This is a genomic window from Demequina sp. NBRC 110052 (assembly GCF_002090075.1).
Classification (GTDB): Bacteria; Actinomycetota; Actinomycetes; order Actinomycetales; family Demequinaceae; genus Demequina.
Window position 1 is genome coordinate 291,727 of sequence record NZ_BBRI01000004.1, and the last position, 22,049, is coordinate 313,775.

Here is a 22,049-nt window from a genome sequence, read left to right on the forward strand (position 1 = left end):
TCTCACGTGGATCGCGTGCGGCGTCGCCACAGGGGGGCGCACCGTGGAAGAATCGGCGCATGATCCTCGCCGACGCCGCCGAGTCCTCCATTGCCGGAACCCTGTCTCAGGGCTTCTTCTATCTCGCGATCGTGATCGCGGTGGGCTACTTCGGCTGGCAGTTCTACAAGGGCACGAAGGACGGCGGCAACAAGCCCGACGCTGGCGACAGGTCCGAGGGCGCAGGAACCCGGGGCGACGCCCCGTCCGCAATCGAGTCGACAGGCGAGGACACGACGGCCGACGGAGCCGACGACGCCGACGAGTCGGAGCCGGACAAGCCTCGTCAGTGATGCGCCGCCTGGCTTCGGGCTAGCCGGTCTGTTCGATCGTCCGGATCACCTTGGCGGGGTTGCCGCCCACGACGCTCATCGGCGGCACGTCCTTGGTGACGACCGCGCCTGCGGCCACCACCGAGCCGCGACCGATCGTCACGCCGGGTCCGATCACGACGGATCCGCCAAGCCACACGTCCTCCTCGAGCACGATCGGGAACGCGCGCTCCCATCCTTCGCGCCGCAACTCGACGTCGAGCGTGTGGTTGACCGTGTAGAACCGCGCGTCGGGCCCGATCAGGGCGTTGTCGCCGATCGTGACCTCGCCGCTGCCCAGGATCATCAGGTTGGAGTTGATGAACACGTTCGTGCCGAAGCGCACCCGCTCGCGGTACTCGAGGTAGATCGGCGGGCGGAAGTCGAGCCCCTCGCCGCATTCGGCGACCAGATCGGTGAGCGTGGCCGTCGCGCTCGCGGGGTCCTCGTAGTAGCGGCCCGAGAGTTCGCGCAGCGTGGCGAGGGTCGCGCGCTGCATGTCCGCGAGCTCGGGCCCCGCGCGGTAGCGGAACCACTCGTCGGCCATGAGCTTCTCGTACTCGGTGCGCGTCGGGTCCTCGACGGGTCGCTCGTTCATCTTGGCGCGCTGCTCTGCGGGATCCATGCCCTCAACCTAGCGCCGCGCCACGTGCCTCGGCGCCAGCACGCACTGTGGCGCCCCGGCGCGAGCGGAGCCGCAGAACCGCCTTGCGCGCCTCGATGGCGATCGGCACGACCAGGGCGAGCAGGGCGCACGCGCCCCACTGTGCGAGCGTGAGCGGTGCGGTCGAGAACGCGTCGTTGAGCGCAGGCACGTGAACCACGGCGATCTGCAGCGCGACGGACAACGCGACTGCACCCCACAGCCACGGGTTGGTCCACAGGCGGTGCACCATGCTCGCCGCGTCGGACCGCGCGGAGAACGCGTTCGTGAGGTGGGCCAGCACGAGCACGGTAAAGGCGGCGGTGCGGGCCGTCGTCACGTCGGCGTCGCCTTCGATGAGTCCGCCGGGCGCGAAGGCGTCGTAGGCGAGTAGCGTCGCTGCGGCCATCCACGCGCCGGTCCAGGCGATCGTGCCCCACATGGCGCGGTCCACGAGCGGCGAGACGAGCGGGCGGGGACGCCGCGCCATGAGGTCGTCGGCGTACCGCTCCGCGGACACCGCGAGCGCGGGTCCCAGGTCGGTGAGCAGGTTGATCCACAGGATCTGTGTCGCGAGAAGCGGCGCCACGAGCGATCCGTCTGCGGCGACGAAGCCGAACACGCCTGCCGCGACGACGCCCAGGAACACTGCGAGCACTTCGCCGAGGTTGGAGGCGAGCAGGTACCGCAGGAACCGCTGGATGTTGTCGAGGATGCCGCGGCCCTCGCGCACGGCGGTGACGATCGTGGCGAAGTCGTCGTCGGTGAGGATCATCGCGGCGGCTTCGCGCGCGACCTCGGTGCCCCCGCGCCCCATCGCGACGCCGATGTCCGCCGACCGCAGCGCCGGCGCGTCGTTGACGCCGTCGCCCGTCATGGCCACCACTTCGCCGTGCGACTGCAGGGCGTCGACGATCCTGAGCTTGTCCTCGGGCGCGACGCGTGCGAACACGGACACGGTGCGCACGGCCTCGCGCAGTTCCTGGTCGCTGAGGCGCGCGAGCACAGCTCCCGCGAGCACGGGGGCTTCCGCGTCGGGCACGATGCCCAGCTCGGCCGCGATCGCCACGGCGGTCCCCGGGTGGTCTCCAGTGATCATGGCAACCCTGATGCCCGCACCCTGCGCCGCCGCGACGGCGTCGCGCGCCTCGGTCCGCGGTGGGTCCACGATGCCCGCGACTCCAGCGAGCACCAGGTCGTGTTCGAGCGCCTCCGTCGCGGCTCGATCGGGGGCGGCATCAGGATCGCGCCGGTAGGCGACCGCGAGGGTGCGCATGCCCTCGCCAGCGAGCGCGGCGATGCCCTCCTCGAGCCGGGTTCGCGTCGCCTCGTCGAGCACCGTCTCCTCGCCGCCCAGCAGGGCGTGCGTGCAGCGGGGGAGCACCGCGTCGGGCGCGCCCTTGACTGCGACGAGCGTCCCGCCGTCGGGGTGAGCGGCCACGACGGACATGCGCCGCCGCTCAGCGCTGAATGGCACGCTCCCGATGCGGTCGAGACCGTGGCGCGCGTGCCTGGCCTCGAGCGCGTACTCGGCCTCGAGCAGCGCGGTCTCGGTGGGGTCGCCCTCGAACGCCACGTCGTGGGACGCCACGTCGTGGGACGCGACGTCGTTGGCGGCCGTGGAGTGCGTCGCGATGCTGTCTCCGCCGCCGCGTCGGGCCACGGCGTCGCTCGCAAGGGAACCGTAGGCCAGCGCGACGGCGGCGTCGTGATCCAGCGGGGCCTCTCCATCGCCGATACGAGCGCGCGCGTCGCGACCGGTGTCGACGGTGCCGCCTGCGGTGAGCACGCGACGCACCGACATGCGGTTCTGCGTGAGCGTGCCGGTCTTGTCGGAGCAGATCACGGACGCGGAGCCGAGCGTCTCGACGGACGCGAGGTCCTTCACGATCGCGTGCCGGCGCGCCATGCGCTGGACTCCGAGTGCGAGCACCACGGACATGATCGCCGGGAGCCCTTCGGGGACGGCGGCGACGGCGAGTGCGACGCCCAGCAGGAGCACCGCGACCACCTCGGGCAGCGTGGAGACGTCGCGCGTGGCGAACACCGTTCCCATGACGACGACGGCGATGATGACGACAACCACGCCGAGCGTGCGCCCGAGCCTGGCGATCTCGCGTTGCAGCGGCGTGGGCTCGACCTCGGTGGAGGCGAGCAGGGCGGCGATGCGACCGGTCTCGGTGTCCATGCCCGTCGCGGTGACAACTGCAGTGGCGGCGCCGCGCGTCACGGCGGTGCCCGCGTGCACCATGCTCGTACGGTCACCGACGGTCGCGTCCTCCTTCACAGCGGCGGGCGACTTGGCTGCGGGCGCGCTCTCACCGGTGAGCGCCGCCTCCGCTGCCCACACGGCGCCGTCGGCGAGACGCGCGTCGGCGGCGACCGCGTCGCCCTCGGCGAGCAGGAGCACGTCTCCGACCACGACGTCGGCGGCGGCGACCCGCGTGGGCTCTCCGGCGCGCCGCACGAGCGCGCTCGGTGCCGCCATCGCGCTGAGCGACTCCACCGCGCGGGCTGACCGGCCCTCCTGCGCGAAGCCCAGTACCGCGTTCGCGATCACGACCACGGCGATGACGAGCACGTCGTAGGGCACGCCCTCGCGACCCTCGGCCCACCAGGCGACCAGCGAGATCCCGATCGCAGCGAGTAGCAGGTACACGAGAGGGTCAGCGAACTGTGACACGAAGCGGCGCCACGCGGGCACGGGAGCGGCATGGGTGAGCGAGTTGGGGCCGTCTGCCTCGAGGCGTGCGGCGGCCTCGCGCGGGGTCAGGCCCGTGCCGATGTCAGTCCGGGCCGCCGCGCCCACCGCCTCGGCGTGGAGCGCCCAGGGCGTGTCCGCCGCTGTGATGCGGGCCATCGTGCACCTCCCGAGCGGTCCACCTTGGCCGCATCGTCGCAGGTATGCGCCTGACTTCCCACGCTACCGCCGCGAGCCGGAGGGGGCGCGGGGAGTCCCCGCATCGGGCATCGCTACAGGTACATGGGCGTGAGCGCCTCGTAGTCCTCCACGGTCGCGTCGTCCATGCAGGCCTCGATGATGCGGCGGCCCAGCGGGTCCAGGTCGTCCGTGAGGAACTGCGCGAGCTCGGACTTGAAGAACCCCGTGAGGATGCCGCAGCCCGCGTCGTACGCGGCCTCGCCCACCTGGCTCTGCAGTTCCGGGCGTAGCAGCGTACGCCGGATCGGCTGGCCGTCGAGCGTGATCTCCTTGGGGGCGTACCCGAACAGCGAGCAGCGCGCGGGCTCGAGCTGGTCGGCCCGCATGCGCCCGCCGCCCTTGCGGGCGAGCCACTCGCGCGTGAGCCATTCGGCGGAGAATCCCACTTTGTAGGCGCCCACATGCTGGTTGGGCACGAGCACGTAACGGACGCGGTCGTACTCGGTGATCTGGTCGAGCAGCAGGTTCGCGGCGGCGACCTTGGTGCCGGTGGAGAACGGCCAGTACGACCCGACGCCCTCGGAGACCATGCCGCCGTGCGCGAGCCGCTGGACCGCGTCGGCCGCCTCCCCGATCGAGGGGTTCTTGTCGCCGCGGGGCGCGATGAGGCGCCACAGCCACGCGATCGACGGCGGTACGAAGTGGGCGAGTCCCATGATTCCGTAGCTCGGCGCGTCGGACGTGCACGCCGGCATGCGCACGCCGAACGTGCGGACGTCGACGGGCTCCGGCTCGTTCACCACGCGGCGCACCATGCTCCGGGGGATGACAACGCGCGGGTTGGGGCACGGCGTGCCGGTCGAGTCGAGCGTGTGCTCCCACGGCAGCGCCGTCGAGTCCGCGACGCCGTCGATCGAGAAGAACACGAGCGGCTCGTCGGGGTGGATGACGGCGCGCTCGAAGTCGCGGTCGGAGCCGTACTCCTTGAGGCCGTCGACGCGCACGAACCAGCCGTCCTCCGCGTCGGCGACGACCATCTTGCCGCTGCCGTCCTGCACATCGGGGTGGCACAGAGTCATGTCGTCCGTCACGGGCGCGAGTTCGCTGGTCTCGGACAGCGTGATCAGATAGGGCTCGTCGGTGACGACGTTGCGGCCCACGAGGATGCGACCGTCGTCCTCGCGGCGAAGCTCCTGGCACATCTCCGACTTGCCGCCGCCTGAGGCGCCCTCGTGCATGATCACGGTGACGTTGTCATACGGCGTGGTGACACGCACCGACGAGGCGTGCGCGGTGATCCAGCGCTCGGACTCGCCGATGTCGAGCAGCACGGAGAACACGCCCTTCTTGGCGCTCGGGCCCGGGTACAGGTTGTAGGCGAAGATCTCGTGCAGCGTCTCGGTGCGGTCGTGCACCACGACCTGCTTGCCCTCGAAGTGCGTGTGGCGGAACGGCGGCGCCGCGTACAGGATCGAGCGCGGCGTGAAGGGCCCGATCTCCTCGAAGGTGGTCCAACCCTGCAGGTCGACGAGCGCCAGCGCGAAGAACGCGGAGCTCGCGGGGATGATCGCCACGGAGGGCGATCCGTGCGTGAGGCCGCCCGCCTTGAACGGCACGACGACGAGCTCCTGCGTGCCGAGCCACTCGAGCGTCTCCGAACGTACGCGGTCGAAGCTCTCGCCGAAGCGGTCCGCGTAGCGCGTCTTGTCGGTGGGACGGTCGTCGGCGATGACCATGCACTTGGGGTCGCGGCGACGCATGTAGTCCTCGGGGAAGTTGACGGCGATGCCGTTGCGGCAGCGTGTCACGGTCGCCTCGGTCACAGGCGCGCCGTTGACGTCGTAGTCGACGTTGAAGACCGGGCCGCCCTCGGGCCCGAGCGCGAGCCGGTACAGCTCGCCGCGCGTGGCGGGGATGGTGACCCGGGGGCTGGACTCGAGTGCCGCGCGCACCTCGGGCGCGAGGTCGACTCCTGGCAGCAGCTGGTTCTCGGTCGCGATGCTCATGAGGACTCCTTCGTCAGGCGGCGTCACGCGCCGCGGGGCTATGGAGGAGGGGGCGATCTTCGCCGCCGGGCACAGCACGCCCCTGCGCCGCGCCTTTACTCGGAGTTTGCCCTTTGGAGGCGGACTCTGGGTGGGACACAGGTCCCGGGCTGACCGTTCTGGGTCTCTTCGGACCGATTTCGGAGGAGTTCGCAGAATGGTCTTCCCCTCGCGCCCCGGCAGTGCTAGCGTCCTCGAGGATTCACCGCAGGAGTGAATCGACGACGAGGAAGGGAGCGTGGTTCCGATGATGATCGATATCACCGCCGCCATGCGGCGCACTGGCGCTCCCGTACGCCTCGGCACCCCCGTTTCCTGGGTGCCCGGAGGCGTCGCGGCCCGCGCTGGACGCGGGCGCAGCGGAGTCCTCGCCGGCATGATCGCCGGCTGACCCGCCCGCCACACGCGAACGCCCTTCGTCGTCGGCATCGCCGACGTCCGCCACGCTGACACGCCCCATCAGGGCCACGGCGTGCGCAACCCCGCCGCAGCGGTGGGGAGAACCGTCCGCACCGCCTGAGCTCCACGACCACCCGTCGTGGCGTGCTCCGGCCCTGCACCCTCCGAAACCGTCGGGGGGAGGTGAATTGAGATGCATGACATGAACCCGCAGTCCCTGCTGCGAGCCGAGCGCGTGGAGCGCGCCGAGCGCGTCGCCGCAGCCGCGGCCTCGCGTGCGGCGTCACGGCGGCTGGATGCCCGCCTGCGCCGCATGCTGCGCATCGCCGCGCTTCGCGTCGCGCGCTGGGCGGACGCACCCCAGGCGCGCGCCGCCAGTCCGCAGATGCGTCGGGCCGCCTCGTGAGGCCCGGCGGCCATCGTCCCCGAGGATGGCGCTCCGTCGAGAGACGGCGCGAATCATCCCCGGGGGCGATGGTGCCTCTCCCCGCGACGGTGGGAGGGTGAGCGCATGACCCGCTACCGCGTCTCTCAGTCGATCCTCGCGCAGCCGATCGCGCTGTGGTCGCTGGTGCTGTGCGCCGTCGCGATCGTCGCCGCCGTCGTCCTCGATCCCGTGACAGAGCTCGCCGACCGCCTCGCGCTGGGTGCCACCCTTGCCTTCATCGCCGGGCTTGCGTTCGCCCGCCTGGTCGTCACGGTGGACGACGAAGCCGTCGAGGCGCGGATCATGCGCGTCTTCCACACGCGGATCCCGCTGACCGACATCGCGAGCGTCGAGGCCCGCGACTACCGCCCGATCCGGCAGTTCGGCGGGTGGGGCGTGCGCGGTGGAGCCCATGGATCGCGCGCCTGGACCATGGCGGGCTCCCGCGCCGCAGTCGTCACTCTCACTGGCGGGCGCGAGGTGTACCTCGGCGCTCCCGACCCCGACGAGCTTGCCCGCCAGATCGAGGCGGCGCTCCTCCCGCTCGGCTGACGGCCTATACCTATTCCCCGGTGGGCCGCTCGACGTGCCCGCCGAAGCCCTTGCGCATCGCGCTCAGCACCTTCTCGGCGTACGCGTCGAGGTCGCGTGAGGCGAAGCGCGAGTACAGCGCCGTGGTCAGCACAGGCGTGGGGACGCCTTCGTCGATCGCGGCGATGGATGTCCAGCGTCCCTCACCAGAGTCGGCGACGGCGCCGGAGAACTCGCTGAGCTCCGGCGAGGCGTGCAGCGCGTCGGCCGTGAGGTCCAGCAGCCAAGAACCCACGACGGAGCCTCGGCGCCACACCTCGGCGACCTCGTCGAGCTTGAAGTCGTACTGGTAGTACTCGGGATTCGACATCGGCGCCGTCTGCGCCTCGTGCGCCGCGCTGCCCGGCGTGCCCGCGTTGGCCGCCTTGAGCACGTTGAAGCCCTCGGCGTACGCGGCCATCAGCCCGTACTCGATGCCGTTGTGCACCATCTTCACGAAGTGGCCCGCGCCTACAGGTCCGCAGTGCAGCCAGCCCTCCTCGCCGGGGCGCGCGTCGCCCGTCTTGCCGTGGGTGCGGCCCGCGGCCTCGATGCCGGGCGCGAGCGAGCGGAAGATCGGCGTCAGGCGTCCGACGGTCTCGTCGTCCCCGCCGATCATGAGCGAGAAGCCGCGCTCCGCGCCCCACACGCCTCCCGAGGTGCCCACGTCGATGAACGCGATGCCCCGCTCGGCGAGAGTCGCGGCGTGGCGCAGGTCGTCGCGGTAGTACGAGTTGCCGCCGTCGATGATCGCGTCGCCGGGCTCGAGAACGTCGGCGAGACGGGAGATCACGCTCTCGGTGATCTCGCCCGCGGGGACCATGACCCACACGGCGCGCGGCGCGTCGAGAGCCGAGACGAGGTCGGCGAGCTCGTGCGCGGGCACGGCGCCCTCGGCGGCGAGCGCGTCGATCGCATCGGGCGACACGTCGTGAACGGCGACCGTGTGGCCGTCGGCCAGGAGCCGGCGCGTCAGCCCCGCGCCCATGCGACCCAGGCCGATCATTCCCAGCTGCCTCGGGGTGTCGGTGGTCATGAGGGGGCTCCTTCGTCGGTGGTCGGATTCATCCAGGTGGTGTGCGCGGCGATGAGGTCGTCCGCCTCGGCGGGTCCCCACGTGCCGCGCTCGTAGGGGATCGCGGGGTGATGATCGTCGAGAACCGCGTCGACGACTCTCCAGGCCGCCTCGATCGACTCCTCCTGCGTGAACAGCGACGGGTCGCCGCGCAGCGAGTCGGTGAGGAGCCGCGCGTACGCGGGCTGCTCGTCGGGGTGCTCCGTGATGGCGCGCAGCTCGTGCTGGTGGCCCCTGAACTCCTCGCCCGGCGACTTGACGCGCGCCGCGAGGGCGATCTCGGACACGGGCGAGAGGCGGAAGCGAAGGTAGTTCGCACGCTCGGAGCCGTCGGCAGCGTCGTCGAAGAGCTGCTGCGGCGGCCGTTTGAACTCCACGACCACCTCGGCCGCCTTGGTCGGTAGGTGCTTGCCGGTGCGCAGGTACCAGGGCACTCCGGCCCAGCGCCACGAGTCGATCCACAGCCGCACCGCGGCGAACGTCTCCACGTCCGAATCCGGCGCGACGCCCGGCTCGTCCCGGTATCCCACGAACTGCCCGCGCACGAGGTCATCGCGCGTGAGCGGGCGCATCGCCTTGAACACCGCCACCTTCGCGTCGTGCACTGCCTTGAAGCCCTGGTAGGCGGGCGGTTCCATGGCGAGCAGCGCCACCATCTGGAACACGTGGTTCTCGATGACGTCGCGCAGCGCGCCCGCGGACTCGTAGAACGACCCACGGCCCTGCACGCCGAAGTCCTCGGCCACCGTGATCTGCACGCTCGCGATGTGGTCGCGGTTCCAGGTGGGCTCCACGAAGGAGTTCGCGAAGCGGTAGTAGAGGAGGTTCATGATCTCCTCCTTGCCCAGGAAGTGATCGATCCGGTAGACGCGCTCGGGCGGGAACGCGCGGTCGATCACCGCGGCGAGCTCCTTCGCGGACTCGAGGTCGCGTCCGAACGGCTTCTCGACGACCACGCGCGCGTCCTCGTTCAGTCCCACGGCCGCCAGCCCCTCGACGACCGTGCCGAACAGCGAGGGCGGGATCGCCAGGTAGTGCGTGGGCCGCCTCGCGTCGCCGAGCGTCTCGCGCAGCGCCTCGAACGTGGCGGTCTCGCGGTAGTCGCCGTCCACGTACCGCAGCAGTGACAGGAGCGTCGCGAAGTCCTCGGGGTACTTCTCCGCGGCCTCGCCCACGGCCTCGCGGGCGCGCCGCTTGAGGTCCTCGAGGCCCCAGCCCGACGCGGCCACTCCCACGACGGGCACGTCCAGCTGGCCGTCCCGCACCATGTCGAGGAGCGCGGGGAAGATCATCTTGCGCGCAAGGTCGCCCGTCGCTCCGAAGAACACGAACGCGTCGGCGCGCAACGGGGTCTCAAGGCTGGGGTCGTAGCGATGCGGAATGTCGCTCACAGGGGGTCCTTCCTGGGCGTCGCATGCCGCGGGCCGGGTTGTCCGCGACCCCGGCGTCCTGGGGGGCAACGTCACCACCGTGCCAGATTCTTCCCGGCAGCACCCGGCGGTTCACACGGACGTCACCTGAGCAGGGGCCGGGAACATCCGCACCGCGCCGCCTCGTTGGCAAAGGTGGAAGCGCGCATCCCTGCGCGGCACGCGATCCGAAGGAGGAGCCCATGAGCACCCTCGCACCCGATCCGGTCAGCACGCTCGACGCCCTGCGCGCCGCTGGCGTCTCCGTCTGGCTCGACGACCTGTCGCGCGAGCGACTGCGCTCCGGGCGGCTCACCCGCGACATCGCTGAGCGAGGAGTCGTCGGAGTCACGACCAATCCGTCGATCTTCGCCTCGGCAGTGTCCGAGGGCGACGCGTACGACTCCCAGATCGCCGACCTCGCCGTACGCGGCGTCACCGTGGAGGAGGCGGTGCGCATGATCACCACCGCCGACGTGCGCGATGCGGCCGACGCTCTTGCGGCCACCTACCGCGACACCGACGGCGAGGACGGGCGCGTATCGATCGAGGTGGACCCCCGGCTCGCGCACGACACCGAGGCGACGATCGCCGAGGCGCGCCAGCTCGCGTGGCTCGTGGACCGGCCCGGCGTGATGATCAAGATCCCCGCGACGCCCGAGGGCCTGCCTGCGATCCGCCGCGCGATCGGCGAGGGCATCAGCGTGAACGTGACTCTGATCTTCTCCCTCGCGCGCTACCGCGAGGTCGTGGACGCGTATCTGGCGGGACTCGAGGACGCCCGCGCCGCTGGCCGTGACCTCTCCACGATCCGCTCCGTGGCCTCGTTCTTCATCTCGCGCGTCGATGCCGAGGTCGACTCGCGGCTGCCCGAGGGCTCCCCGTTGCGGGGCACCGCCGCCGTCGCCAACGCGACCCTCGCGCTCGAGCACCACCGGCAGGTGCTCGCGTCCGAGCGCTTCCTCGCGCTCGCCGACGCGGGAGCGCACGCCCAACGGCCGCTGTGGGCGTCGACCTCCACCAAGGACCCCTCGTACCCGGACACCAAGTACGTCGACGAGCTCGTCACCGCAGGCGTGGTCAACACCATGCCGGAGGCGACCCTCGAGGCCTTCGCCGACCACGGCTCCATCACGGTGCCCGATGCGCTCGCGGGCCGCTACGACGAGGCACGCGAACGCCTCGACGCGCTCGCCGACGCGGGCGTCGACATGGAGGACGTCACGGCGCTCCTGGAACGCCAGGGCGTCGACAAGTTCGTCGTCTCGTGGCAGGAGCTGCTCGAGCACGTCGAGAACGCCCTGCGGAGCTGAGCGCGGGCGCCACGCGCCAGCACGCGTACCGCACATTCCCATGAGAGGAGCACGACATGGCTGACGACACCAACGACCGCGGCTGGAACGCAAAGCGCCGCCGCCAGTACGAGCACATCAAGGACTCGGAGCTCGAGATGGGCAAGTCCGAGGACACCGCCGAGGAGATCGCGGCGCGCACCGTCAACAAGGAGCGCGCGACGAAGGGTGAGACGAAGGGCAGCTGAGCCGACCTAGGCTTGGCGCATGCCGCGCCGCCTCGCCTCCGGGATCCTGTCGCTCGTGGGCGTCCTGGCTCTCGCGGCGTGCGCGTCGGGCGAGCCGGCTCCGGCGCGCACCGTGACCGTCACGCCGTCCCCGAGCGCCACGTCGGGCTCCGCTGGGCCGAGCGCTCCGGCAGGCCCGACCGGTTCCGCGACTCCCTCGGCGATCGAGACCGTCGAATTCGACGGCCAGTCCTTCGACGTCGCCGTGCTCGACCTCGACGCGTGGGAGGTGCGCGTCGTCTGGGACCCTGAGGCGAGCGACGGTACCTATCTGGGCGAGGTCGAGGGCGACGTCCTCACCAACGCCGGGATCTTCACGCCCTCGTACGTCCCGGGAGGTCTGCTCGTCTCCGACGGTGAGACCCTCGTGGGCCTCAACCTCAACGAGGGCAGCGGCAACTTCCATCTTCTGCCGAACGCAGTCTTCGCGCTACATGAGGACGGCTCGGCGTCCGTCGTCGACTCGACGCAGTACGACGGCACGGGTGTGACCCAGGCGACGCAATCGGGACCCGCGCTCGTCCTGGACGGCTCGCTGCACCCCGCGTTCACGCCGGGCAGCACGAACACCGCCATCCGCAACGGCGTGGGCGTCACGGCGGATGGGCGCACCGTCGTGCTCGCGATCTCTCGCGCGCCCGTGAACCTTGAGACCTTCGCGCGGCTCTTCCGCGACGCCCTGGACTGCCCGGACGCGTTGTACCTCGATGGCCAGATCTCGGGTCTGTGGGCCGCCGGAGCGGGTCGCGACGTGGACCTCGTTCTCCAGCCCTATGCAGGGGTGATCTCGGCGACACGCGCGCCATAGAACCGGCCCATGGTCGCTCCTGCGGGTCCCTGATGACGATTTCGTCACGTTCGGGACCCGATTCATCGACATCCCCGAAGGCCGGGAGTACAACTGTCGCGTAAGCGGCATTCCGTGCCGCCGAGCGAGGGGAGAGGTGCGATGCGTACCGCTGCGGCCATGGTCGCGGCCGTGTGCGCCGTCGCGGCCCTCGCAGGATGCTCCGCCGCCTCGGCTGACGTTCCCCACATCGCCGACGCGGCACTCCCCGTGACCGCCGCCCCCGCGCCGTCAATAGAGGTGGACACCGCGCGCGAGGACGCCGCCGCTGACGACAGCGCGAGTTCCGGCGCCTCGGGTGGCGCGGCGTCGGAGCAGGCTGGGGCGAACGTCTCCGGGGCTGAACGCACCGCGTCGATCCATGCGGGGCCCGTGCGCGCCTCGATCGTCGCCACCAGGGCGTCGGACGGACAAGAGCTGCGCGTCGCGGTGGACCTGCCCCGCGCCTTCGCCGACGACCCGCTCGTCACGGTGGACTGCTCACTCGATTCGGACGCGGGTGGGCTCGCGGTCGTGATTCAGGACCTCGCGATCCAGGAGGGCATCGCGACGGCCACGCTGGTCATTCCCGAGGCCGTTCAGGGGCCGGGAACGTACGACGGCGTGCTCGCCCTGCTCGGTGCCGAGGGCGAGAGCGTGCGCGCGCCCGGAGCTTTCACAGTCGCAAACGGGCTCTCCTCCGGCAGCTTCGCCGTCGAGGACCCGGCGACCGGCGAATCGTATGCCGGCGGCTGGGAGTGCCGCGCGCTGTAGCATCCGCGTGGATGCGCTGCTTCACCCCAGATCCTCGAGCTCAACCCCGCACCGGTCTGCCGTGTACTCCGCGACCTGTTCGCCGTACGTGGGCACGGTCTCCAGCAGTTCGGCGATCTCGGGGTCGGTGCCGATCTCGGCGGTCGCCATTCCGAGCTCCTCGAAGGACGTGGCGTCGATCATCGCCTGCGCGAACGGGATCGAGTACAGATCCATGAGCCGCGCGAGGCCGTCGATGCCTTCCTTCACTTCGGGGTCGTCGACGAGACTCGCCGCGTGCGCGTAGGTGTCGCTCGCGTCCTGCGCGAACTCGAGCACGACCTCGCCGGCCTCGTTGATGGATGTCATGTCGCCGTCCTCGATCGCCGCAGGGTCGGCGAAGCCGAGCATCGAGTCGCCGAGCTCTTCCATCGCGTCCGCGTACGAGGCCGTGCCGTCGATCATCGCGTCGCAGTACGGGTCGCCCGAGGCGGTGTCCGTGCCGCCGTCCGTACCCTCGTCTGCGTCCGTGGCATCCTCGGCCATCGCGTTGGGCGTGGTGGTGTCAGCGTCGGCCGTCGATCCGTCCTCGCCTTCCGAGGTGCCGCATGCCGCAAGCGTGCAGGCCAGCGCGGCCGCTGCGACGGCGCCAGCCGCCGCGGTGGTGCGGCGTCCTGTGGTCCGTGTCGCTCTCATGTGTCTCCTCCTTCGAGTCGCGTCCCGTCCCTCCGTCGTTTCTCAGTTTGCGTGTGGCGTTCACAGCGCGCAGAACTCGCCGCCGACGCCGTCGTCGAGCCCGTCGCCCCAGGTGATCTCCCACACGAGTCCGTCGCTCAGGTCGAACACGAGCCCCATGCCGGCCGGCCCTGGCACCACGATCTGGGTGCGCGGGCCCCGCGAGATGTCATCGAACGTGTTCTCGAACGCGCCGGGGTAGGCGGCGTACACCTCGGCCTCGCTGGAGCCGATCGTGATGCCCTCGGCGGTGGCGGGCATCTCCGTCGCGGCCGCGGGGTCCGCGTAGTACAGCGCGTGGAAGAACATGATCGCATCGCCGGGCGCGTCCGGATCGGAGATCGCGGAGATGTACAGGTCCCCGGCCTCGACGATCGTCGTCACCCACGGACAGGAGGGGTCGCCCTCGAGCGGCGGCCCACCGAACGTGCCGGAGGCCTCCGCAAAGGACATGCCGACGCAGATGCCTGCGTAGCGATGGAAGTCGATCGCCGCGGGCCCGTCGGGGTGGTAGCCGTCGTCCCACGGCGGGCAGTCGAGCGCGGCGGCCGTGGGGGAGCCCGACGCGCTGGGCGAGGGCGTCGCGCTCGGCGAGACCGTGGCGCTCGGCGTGGGTGCCGCCGTGAGGCTCGCCGTGTCGCTCGGCGAGGCGGACGGCTCGGAACCTGGCGTGCACGCGGCCAGGGCGAGGACGACGGTGACTGTGACAACGATGCGCGCGAGCATGCTTCCTCCCCGGCATCCGCCCCCGCAGATGCCCCCGCTGTCCAGCATGCCACGGGGCACCGACCCGCGCCGGGCGGCGGCGCATGCGGTGGGTGCGGGGTCAGTACACGGGACGCGACAGGAGCGCGACGCGTACCGTCTGATCCTTGGTCCACTGCTCGGCGAGCTGGCGGAACCCGAGCCGCTCATGGAAGGTGAGCGAGCCGGGGTTCGGAGGCTCGACGTTGACCTCGCACGTGATCTCACTGGCGCCGCGCTGGCGGGCGCGCTCGAACACTGACTCGTACAGCGCGGTGCCGACGCCGGTGCCCTTGGCCGAGGGCGCGACGACGATGCGGTCGATGTACTGGTGGCGCACGCCGCGATCCTCGAACCAGCGGTAGTTCTCTGAGTCGTACGCCTGACCGGGCGCGAGCGAGACAAGGAATGCGATGACCTCGCTCGCACGGTTCGTGGCCACGAGCGCGATGTCGCTCAACCCAAACAGCTCGCGCACCTCGTCCTCGGTGAGCAGGTTGACGGCGGGAGACGCGCCTGCGTTCAGCGCGGTCACCGACGGCAGGTCGGCGTCGCGCATGAGGCGCATCCGGATGTTCTGCATGGACACATTGTGCCTGGTGCTTATGTCCGGTGCGTGACGAATACGTGACGCATGCCGTCAGATCGTGAGCAGCACCTTGCCGGTGGTCTGACGGCCCTCCAGGGCCTCGTGGGCTTCGCGCGCCTTCGCCAGCGGGTGAGCGGCGCCGATGCGCACGTCCAGCGTGCCATCGGAGATCGCTCCGAACAGCTCGCCGGCGCGCCAGGCGCGTTCCTCGGCGGTCGCGAGGAAGTGCGCGAGCGAGGGTCGGGTGACTCGCAGCGAGCCGCCCGCGTTGAGGCGCTGCAGATCGAACGGCGGCACAGGGCCGGAAGCTGCGCCGAAGAGCGCGAGCATGCCGCGAGGTCGCAGCGATGCGAGGGAGCCGTCGAAGGTGGTGCGGCCCACGCCGTCGAACACCGCGTGCACGCCCTCGCCGCGCGTGAGGGCGCGGACCGCGTCGGGCAGTTCTGTCGTCATGTCGTCGAACGCGTCGTAGCGGATGATCTCCGCACCGGCGCTCTCTGCGAGGGCTGCCTTGTGGTCGGTGCTGACGGTGCCCAGCACGCGCGCGCCACGCGCGACGGCCATCTGCGTGAGCAACAGGCCGACGCCGCCCGCGGCGGCGTGCACGAGCACCGTCTCGCCGGGGGAGACCTGGTGCACGGACGTCACGAGGTAGTGCGCGGTCAGGCCCTGCAGCATCGCGGCCGCGGCGGTCTCGAGCGTGACGTCGTCAGGCACGGCGAACAGGTCCTCGACGGCAAGCGACGCGATCTCGGCGTACGAGTGCGGGGCGAAGGCCCACGCGACGCGGTCGCCGACAGCGACTCCTGCGACTCCGTCGCCGACCTCGATCACTTCGCCGGCGCCCTCCTTGCCGAGCACGAACGGCAGCGCGGTCGGGTACTGTCCGGAGCGCTGGTAGGTGTCGATGAAGTTCACGCCCGCGGCGGCGACGCGGACGAGCACACGACCAGGGGAGGCCAGGGGCGGGTCGATGTCGGCCACCGTCAGGACCTCGGGGCCGCCGTGCGCGAGAATCTGTATGGCCTTCATGGGTGCCAGCGTCTCACGGCTCCGCCGCTCGCGCCGCGCGTCCCGCCCCTGCAAACAGTCAGTATTCCGCGCGGTGTATAGTTATGCATATGACGATCAAGGTGGCAGTCTCCGGAGCGTCCGGCTACGTCGGCGGCGAGGTGCTGCGCGTGTTCAGCGCGCATCCCGAGGTCGAGTTCGGCGCCCTCACGGCGCACTCGTCCGCAGGTGACCGCCTCGGCGCGCACCAGCCGCACCTGCCGCACCTCGCGGACCGCGTGATCGTCGACACGACCCCCGAGAACCTTGCGGGCCACGACGTCGTCGTCCTCGCGCTGCCGCACGGAACCTCGGGCGAGATCGCCGCACAGCTGCCGCCAGAGACCCTCGTGATCGATTGCGGCGCCGACCACCGTCTCGCGAGCGCCGAGGCCTGGGCCGAGTACTACGGCGGCGACCATTCCGGCACCTGGCCGTACGGCATGCCCGAGCTGATCACCGCTGATGGCCACCAGCGTGACGCCCTGCCGGGCACCACGCGGATCGCCGTGCCGGGCTGCAACGTCACGGCCGTCACGCTCGGCCTCCAGCCCGGCGTGGCCGCAGGCCTCGTGGACGCGACCGACATCGTCGCCGTGCTCGCCAACGGATACTCGGGCGCGGGCAAGAAGCTCGCGACGCCGTTCCTGGCGTCCGAGGCTCTCGGCGCCGCCGTGCCGTACGCCGTGGGCGGCGTGCACCGGCACATCCCCGAGATCGTGCAGAACCTGACGTCTGCCGGCGCCGCGGACGTGCGCCTCAGCTTCACCCCGACGCTCGTGCCCATGGCGCGCGGCATCCTCGCCACGATCACCGCGCCGCTCGCGCAGGGCGTCGATCCGGCGACAGTGCGCGACGCGTGGGTCGAGGCCTATCGCGACGAGCCCTTCATGGTGGTGCTGCCCGAGGGCCAGTGGCCCACCACCGCGTCGGCCCTGGGCGCGAACGTCGCCCAGATGCAGGTCACGGTGGACGCGAAGGCCGGCCGCGTCGTCGTCGCGTGTGCGATCGACAATCTCGTGAAGGGCACCGCAGGGGCCGCACTCCAGAGCATGAACGTCGCGCTCGGGCTGCCCGAGACCACTGGACTCAGCACGATCGGCGTCGCGCCGTAGGGCGCGCGGGAAGGCACTCGTGACCATCACCTCACCTCAGGGATTCGTCGCCGCGGGCGTCGCGGCAGGGCTCAAGTCGACCGGCGCCAAGGACGTGGCGCTCGTGGTCAACGAAGGGCCGCTGCGCGTCGGCGCGGGCGTCTTCACCTCGAATCGCGTGTTCGCCGCGCCCGTCGCGTGGAGCCGCCAGGTGATCGCTGACGGCCGCATCGACGCCGTGATCCTCAACTCGGGCGGCGCCAACGCTTCCACCGGGCCTGAGGGCTTCGCCGACACGCACCGCACTGCCGAGCACGTCGCCGAGGCGCTGCAGGCCGCCGGCCGCGACATCTCGAGCGGAGACGTCGCGGTGTGCTCGACGGGGCTCATCGGCGTGCGCCTGCCCATGGAGCGCCTCCTCTCCGGCGTCGACGCCGCGACGGCCACGTTGGCTGCGGACGGCGGGGACGACGCGGCGCACGCGATCATGACGACCGACTCCGTCGCCAAGCAGACGCTCGTCGAGCGCGACGGCTGGTCCGTCGGCGGCATGGCGAAGGGGGCGGGCATGCTTGCGCCCGGCATGGCCACGATGCTCTCGGTGGTGACGACCGACGCGGTCCTCACCGAGGCGCAGGCCGACGCGGTGCTCGCCGAGGCCGTCCGTACGACGTTCAACCGCGTCGACTCGGACGGCTGCATGTCGACCAACGACACCGTCCTCCTCCTGGCTTCCGGCGCATCGGGCGTGACCCCGTCGCTCGAGGACGTCCAGGCCGCCGTGACGGAGGCGTGTGCGGTGCTGTCGCGCGCGCTCGTGGCCGACGCGGAGGGCGCGAGCCACGACATCGCCGTGACCGTCGTGAACGCCACCAGCGAGGACGCCGCAGAAGCGGTGGCGCGCGCCGTCACCCGCTCCAATCTGTTCAAGGCCGCGATCTTCGGCAAGGACCCGAACTGGGGCCGCGTCATCGCCGCCGCGGGCACCGTCCCGGAGGACATCGCGCCGTATGACGCGAACCTCATGGACGTGGTCATCAACGGCGTTCAGGTGTGCCGCGCTGCGGGCGTGGGCGACGACCGCGACCTCGTGGACCTCGAGCCGCGCGAGGTGCGCGTCGAGATCGACCTGCACGCGGGCGACGCGAGCGCCACCGTCTGGACCAACGACCTCACGCACGACTACGTGCACGAGAACTCGGCCTACTCCTCCTGAGGTGATCATGACTCCTGACAGCTACCGGGTGCCCGAAGGCCTCAGCGCCGCCCAGAAGATCTCCGTCCTCATCGACGCGATGCCGTGGATCGAGGAGTTCCGCGGCGCCGTGGTGGTCGTCAAGTACGGCGGCAACGCCATGGTCGACGACGAGCTCAAGCGCGCATTCGCGCAGGACGTGGTCCACCTGCGCCTGCTCGGCCTGCACCCCGTCGTGGTGCACGGCGGCGGCCCCCAGATCTCCGAGATGCTCAAGACGCTCGGCATCGAGTCCGAGTTCAGGGGCGGGCTGCGCGTCACGACGCCCGAGGCGATGGACGTGGTCCGCATGGTGCTGTCGGGCCAGGTCACGCGCGAGCTGGTGGGCCTCATCAACGAGCACGGTCCCAACGCCGTCGGCATCTCTGGCGAGGACGCGGGCATGTTCCAGGCGCGCCGCCGCTACGCGACCGTCGACGGCCAGCCGGTCGACGTCGGCCTCGTGGGCGACGTCGTCAAGGTCAACCCCGCCGCCGTGCAGGACATCATCGAGGCCGGCCGCATCCCCGTGGTCTCCACCGTCGCGCCCGACGTCGACGATCCGACCGTGGTGCTCAACGTCAACGCGGACACCGCCGCATCGGCGCTCGCGGTCGCGCTGCGCGCGCGCAAGTTCATCGCGCTCACCGACGTCGAGGGCCTGTACCGCAACTGGCCGGACAAGTCGTCGCTCATCCAGCGCCTGCACGCGGGTGAGCTGGACACGATCCTGCCCACGCTCGAATCGGGCATGGTGCCCAAGATGGAGGCGTGCCTGCGTGCCGTGCGCGGGGGAGTGAAGCAGGCGCACGTCATCGACGGACGAGTGCCGCACTCGATCCTCACGGAGATCTTTACCTCCGAGGGCATCGGCACCATGGTGCTGCCGGACAAGGAGCTATGGACGTGACCGACGACCTCGAGCCGCACGACGGCTCAGAGCTCAGCGCGCACGGCGAGGCCGGCACCAGCCACGGTGCCGTCGGGCTCAAGCGCTACGAGCACGCGCTCATGGGCACGTACGGCGTGCCGCAGCGCCTGCTGACGCACGGTCAGGGCAGCTACGTGTGGGACGCCGACGGCAACCGTTACCTGGACCTGTTGGGTGGCATTGCCGTGAACGCGCTCGGCCACGCGGATCCCGAGTGGGCCGGCGCGATCGCCACGCAGGCCGCCACCCTCGGCCACGTCTCGAACTTCTTCGCCACCGAGCCCCAGATCCGCCTCGCCGAGCGTCTGCTCGAGATCACCGGAGCGCCCACCGGCTCGCGCGTGTTCCTGTGCAACTCCGGCACCGAGGCGAACGAGGCTGCCTTCAAGCTGTCGCGTCGCACCGGCCGCACGCGGATCCTCGCGCTCGTGGACGCGTTCCACGGACGCAGTACCGGAGCGCTCGCCCTCACCCACAAGGCCGCATACCGCGAGCCCTTCGCGCCGCTCGCGCCAGGCGTCGAGTGGATCCCCGCGAATGACATCGCCGCGCTCGAGGAGGCGATGGGCGACGATGTGGCCGCGCTGTTCGTCGAGCCCGTGCAAGGCGAGGCCGGAGTGATCCCGCTGACCCACGCATACCTCAGCGCCGCACGCGAACTGACGCGTCGCCACGGCGCGCTCCTCATCGCCGATGAGGTGCAGACAGGCATCGGCCGCACCGGCACGTGGCTCGCCATGCAGGCACACGGCATCCAGCCCGACGTCGTGACGCTCGCCAAGGGGCTCGGCGGCGGCTTCCCCGTCGGCGCGCTCGTCGCGTACGGCCCCGAGGTCGCGACGATGCTCGGCAAGGGGCAGCACGGCACCACGTTCGGCGGTAACCCTCTCGCCGCGGCTGCGGCACTCGCCACGCTCGATGCGATCGACCACCGCGGTCTGCTCGCGCATGTCAAGGCGGTGGGCGAGCACCTCAAGCAGACGATCGGGGCGATCCCCGGCGTCGCGGACGTCAGGGGAGACGGGCTGCTGCTCGGCATCGCGCTCGAGGAGCAGATCTCCGCCGAGGTCGCCGCCGCCGCCCTCGAGGCGGGCTTCATCATCAACCCGCCCTCGCCGGACACGATCCGCCTCGCGCCCTCGCTCACGCTGACGCATGAAGAGGCCGACACATTCGTGTCGTGGCTCGCGGGCCACCTCGCCGGGCGTGCCGCTCGCACGTCCGACGCTGCCGAGGGGAGCGACGCATGACCCGCCATCTGCTGCGCGACGACGATCTGACGGCTGCCGAGCAGCGCGAGGTCCTCGAGCTCGCGCTGGCGTTCCGTAGGGACCGCCACCTGCACCAGCCGTTCGCGGGGCCGCGCGCCGTCGCCGTGCTGTTCGACAAGCCGTCGACCCGCACGCGCGTGTCGTTCTCCACGGGCGTCGCCGAGCTCGGCGGCTACCCGCTCGTGCTCGACGCGGGCTCCTCGCAGATGGGCCGCGGGGAGTCGATCGCTGACACCGCGCGCGTGCTCGGCCGCCAGGTGAGCGCGATCGTGTGGCGCACCTTCGGCCAGGAGCGGCTCGAGGAGATGGCCGAACACGCAGGCATCCCCGTGGTCAACGCGCTCACCGACTCGTTCCACCCGTGCCAGATCCTCGCGGACCTCGCCGCAGTGGCCGACGCCCGCGGCGGCGTGGACACCCTCGCAGGCCTGACGTTGGCGTACGTGGGCGACGGCGCGAACAACATGGCGCACTCGTACCTGCTGGGAGGCGCGCTCGCAGGCATGCACGTGCGCATCGGCGCCCCCGAGGACTACATGCCTGACGAGCGCATCGTGCTCGACGCGAAACGCATCGCCGCCGAGCAGGGCGGCTCCGTGACCGTGACCACCGACCACGACGACGCCGTGCGCGGCGCCGACGTGATCGCCACCGACACGTGGATCTCCATGGGCGACGAGGAGCAGTCGGCTGAGCGTCATGGACAGTTCGACCAGTACCAGGTGAACGCCCGCACCATGGAACTCGCCGCTGAGGGCGCGCAGGTGCTGCACTGCCTGCCCGCGTACCGCGGCAAGGAGATCACCGCCGAGGTGCTCGACGGGCCGCAGTCGATCGTGTGGCTCGAGGCCGAGTATCGCCTGCACGCCCAGAAGGCGCTGCTGACGTGGCTGGTGGCGCAGCAGTCGACGGCGGCGCCTTCGTCGGAGGTGTCGCCGTGAAGGCCGTCGTCCCCGCCACCAAGGCCGCCCGTCAGGCGCTCATCCGGCGCATCATCGAGTCCGAGACGGTGAGCTCGCAGGGCGAGATCGCGCTCCGGCTCGAGGCGGAGGGCATCTCCGTGACGCAGGCGACGCTGTCGCGCGACCTGGGCGACATCGGCGCGGTGAAGATCCGCGCGGCCGCTGGCGGTCACGTGTACGCCGTGGGCGACGCCGGCGACCCTGACGAGACGACCGACGAGCGCCTCACGCGCCTGTGCGGGGAGCTGCTGTTCTCTGCGGATGGCTCGGCCAACATCACCGTCCTGCGCACGCCCTCGGGCGCCGCGCAGTACTTCGCGAGTGCGATCGACAGCCACGACGACCCCGACATCGTCGGGACCGTGGCCGGAGACGACACCGTGCTCGTCATCTCGCGCGAGGCCGACGGCGGAGCCCGCCTCGCGAGCAAGTTTCTGGACCGCGCCGCGGGCCACTCCCACCCCTAGACCTGCCTCACTCGT

At 71.1% G+C, this 22,049-nt stretch carries 22 protein-coding genes; 13 read left to right on the plus strand and 9 right to left on the minus strand.

Annotated features, from left to right (window positions below):
• The first annotated feature begins 59 nt into the window (after positions 1-59).
• Positions 60-332, plus strand: coding sequence for a hypothetical protein (locus B7K21_RS12220; protein WP_084076025.1), 273 nt, complete (start codon positions 60-62; stop codon positions 330-332).
• A gap of 19 nt (positions 333-351) precedes the next feature.
• Here B7K21_RS12220 and B7K21_RS12225 read toward each other — a convergent pair whose 3' ends face one another.
• From B7K21_RS12225 to B7K21_RS12235, 3 genes are all read right to left on the minus strand, one after another.
• The gene (locus tag B7K21_RS12225; RefSeq protein WP_234989307.1) at positions 352-975 is read right to left on the minus strand and encodes a sugar O-acetyltransferase; all 624 of its coding nucleotides are present in this window, start codon (positions 973-975) and stop codon (positions 352-354) included.
• A gap of 4 nt (positions 976-979) precedes the next feature.
• Entirely contained in the window at positions 980-3,853 is a 2,874-nt protein-coding gene (locus B7K21_RS12230) for a cation-transporting P-type ATPase (protein ID WP_084076028.1), read from the minus strand.
• A 113-nt stretch (positions 3,854-3,966) separates the two neighbouring features.
• The gene (locus tag B7K21_RS12235; protein WP_084076031.1) at positions 3,967-5,880 is read right to left on the minus strand and encodes a DUF4914 family protein; all 1,914 of its coding nucleotides are present in this window, start codon (positions 5,878-5,880) and stop codon (positions 3,967-3,969) included.
• A gap of 640 nt (positions 5,881-6,520) precedes the next feature.
• Between B7K21_RS12235 and B7K21_RS12240 the strand changes: the two genes are divergently transcribed.
• Together B7K21_RS12240 and B7K21_RS12245 are read left to right on the plus strand one after the other, a co-directional pair.
• Positions 6,521-6,724, plus strand: a complete 204-nt coding sequence (locus B7K21_RS12240) for a hypothetical protein (protein ID WP_159448532.1) — start codon at positions 6,521-6,523, stop codon at positions 6,722-6,724.
• Between the two features lie 105 nt (positions 6,725-6,829).
• On the plus strand, positions 6,830-7,297 hold the full coding sequence (locus B7K21_RS12245) for a hypothetical protein (RefSeq protein WP_084076037.1): 468 nt from the start codon (positions 6,830-6,832) through the stop codon (positions 7,295-7,297).
• 10 nt (positions 7,298-7,307) lie between these two features.
• Here the strand turns inward: B7K21_RS12245 and gnd are convergent, their stop codons facing one another.
• The gene (gnd, locus tag B7K21_RS12250; RefSeq protein ID WP_200806316.1) at positions 7,308-8,351 is read right to left on the minus strand and encodes a phosphogluconate dehydrogenase (NAD(+)-dependent, decarboxylating); all 1,044 of its coding nucleotides are present in this window, start codon (positions 8,349-8,351) and stop codon (positions 7,308-7,310) included.
• Positions 8,348-9,781, minus strand: a complete 1,434-nt coding sequence (gene zwf / locus B7K21_RS12255; RefSeq protein ID WP_084076040.1) for a glucose-6-phosphate dehydrogenase — start codon at positions 9,779-9,781, stop codon at positions 8,348-8,350. Before zwf ends, gnd begins: the two co-directional genes overlap by 4 nt.
• Positions 9,782-10,002: 221 nt before the next feature.
• Here zwf and tal point away from each other — a divergent pair, with 221 nt between their 5' ends.
• The 4 genes from tal to B7K21_RS12270 all read left to right on the plus strand — a co-directional run bounded on the left by tal (position 10,003) and on the right by B7K21_RS12270 (position 12,978).
• Positions 10,003-11,112, plus strand: a complete 1,110-nt coding sequence (tal, locus tag B7K21_RS12260; RefSeq protein ID WP_084076043.1) for a transaldolase — start codon at positions 10,003-10,005, stop codon at positions 11,110-11,112.
• Positions 11,113-11,168: 56 nt separating this feature from the next.
• On the plus strand, positions 11,169-11,339 hold the full coding sequence (locus B7K21_RS12710; protein ID WP_159448533.1) for a hypothetical protein: 171 nt from the start codon (positions 11,169-11,171) through the stop codon (positions 11,337-11,339).
• A 19-nt stretch (positions 11,340-11,358) separates the two neighbouring features.
• Positions 11,359-12,186, plus strand: a complete 828-nt coding sequence (locus B7K21_RS12265) for a phosphodiester glycosidase family protein (RefSeq protein WP_084076046.1) — start codon at positions 11,359-11,361, stop codon at positions 12,184-12,186.
• A 141-nt stretch (positions 12,187-12,327) separates the two neighbouring features.
• On the plus strand, positions 12,328-12,978 hold the full coding sequence (locus B7K21_RS12270; protein WP_144016220.1) for a hypothetical protein: 651 nt from the start codon (positions 12,328-12,330) through the stop codon (positions 12,976-12,978).
• Positions 12,979-12,999: 21 nt separating this feature from the next.
• Here B7K21_RS12270 and B7K21_RS12275 read toward each other — a convergent pair whose 3' ends face one another.
• From B7K21_RS12275 to B7K21_RS12290, 4 genes are all read right to left on the minus strand, one after another.
• The gene (locus B7K21_RS12275) at positions 13,000-13,653 is read right to left on the minus strand and encodes a hypothetical protein (RefSeq protein ID WP_084076052.1); all 654 of its coding nucleotides are present in this window, start codon (positions 13,651-13,653) and stop codon (positions 13,000-13,002) included.
• Positions 13,654-13,713: 60 nt separating this feature from the next.
• Entirely contained in the window at positions 13,714-14,418 is a 705-nt protein-coding gene (locus tag B7K21_RS12280; RefSeq protein ID WP_084076055.1) for a hypothetical protein, read from the minus strand.
• A gap of 100 nt (positions 14,419-14,518) precedes the next feature.
• On the minus strand, positions 14,519-15,019 hold the full coding sequence (locus B7K21_RS12285) for a GNAT family N-acetyltransferase (protein ID WP_084076058.1): 501 nt from the start codon (positions 15,017-15,019) through the stop codon (positions 14,519-14,521).
• Positions 15,020-15,076: 57 nt separating this feature from the next.
• Positions 15,077-16,057: a quinone oxidoreductase gene (locus B7K21_RS12290; protein WP_084076061.1), complete on the minus strand. Its 981-nt coding sequence runs from the start codon at positions 16,055-16,057 to the stop codon at positions 15,077-15,079.
• Positions 16,058-16,140: 83 nt separating this feature from the next.
• Between B7K21_RS12290 and argC the strand changes: the two genes are divergently transcribed.
• Genes argC through argR form a run of 6 tightly spaced genes read left to right on the plus strand, consistent with a single transcriptional unit; the run spans position 16,141 to position 22,034 of the window.
• Positions 16,141-17,190, plus strand: coding sequence for an N-acetyl-gamma-glutamyl-phosphate reductase (gene argC, locus B7K21_RS12295; protein WP_084076064.1), 1,050 nt, complete (start codon positions 16,141-16,143; stop codon positions 17,188-17,190).
• A 19-nt stretch (positions 17,191-17,209) separates the two neighbouring features.
• Entirely contained in the window at positions 17,210-18,385 is a 1,176-nt protein-coding gene (argJ, locus tag B7K21_RS12300) for a bifunctional glutamate N-acetyltransferase/amino-acid acetyltransferase ArgJ (protein WP_084076066.1), read from the plus strand.
• Between the two features lie 7 nt (positions 18,386-18,392).
• The gene (argB, locus tag B7K21_RS12305) at positions 18,393-19,313 is read left to right on the plus strand and encodes an acetylglutamate kinase (protein WP_084076169.1); all 921 of its coding nucleotides are present in this window, start codon (positions 18,393-18,395) and stop codon (positions 19,311-19,313) included.
• Complete coding sequence (locus tag B7K21_RS12310; RefSeq protein WP_373994288.1) at positions 19,310-20,584, plus strand: acetylornithine transaminase; 1,275 nt, start codon at positions 19,310-19,312, stop codon at positions 20,582-20,584. Before argB ends, B7K21_RS12310 begins: the two co-directional genes overlap by 4 nt.
• Positions 20,581-21,546 (plus strand): ornithine carbamoyltransferase, encoded by a 966-nt coding sequence (gene argF / locus B7K21_RS12315; RefSeq protein ID WP_084076072.1) that lies wholly within the window; start codon positions 20,581-20,583, stop codon positions 21,544-21,546. The genes B7K21_RS12310 and argF overlap by 4 nt, the downstream gene beginning before the upstream one ends.
• Positions 21,543-22,034: an arginine repressor gene (gene argR / locus B7K21_RS12320; RefSeq protein ID WP_084076171.1), complete on the plus strand. Its 492-nt coding sequence runs from the start codon at positions 21,543-21,545 to the stop codon at positions 22,032-22,034. The genes argF and argR overlap by 4 nt, the downstream gene beginning before the upstream one ends.
• Positions 22,035-22,049 lie beyond the last annotated feature (15 nt).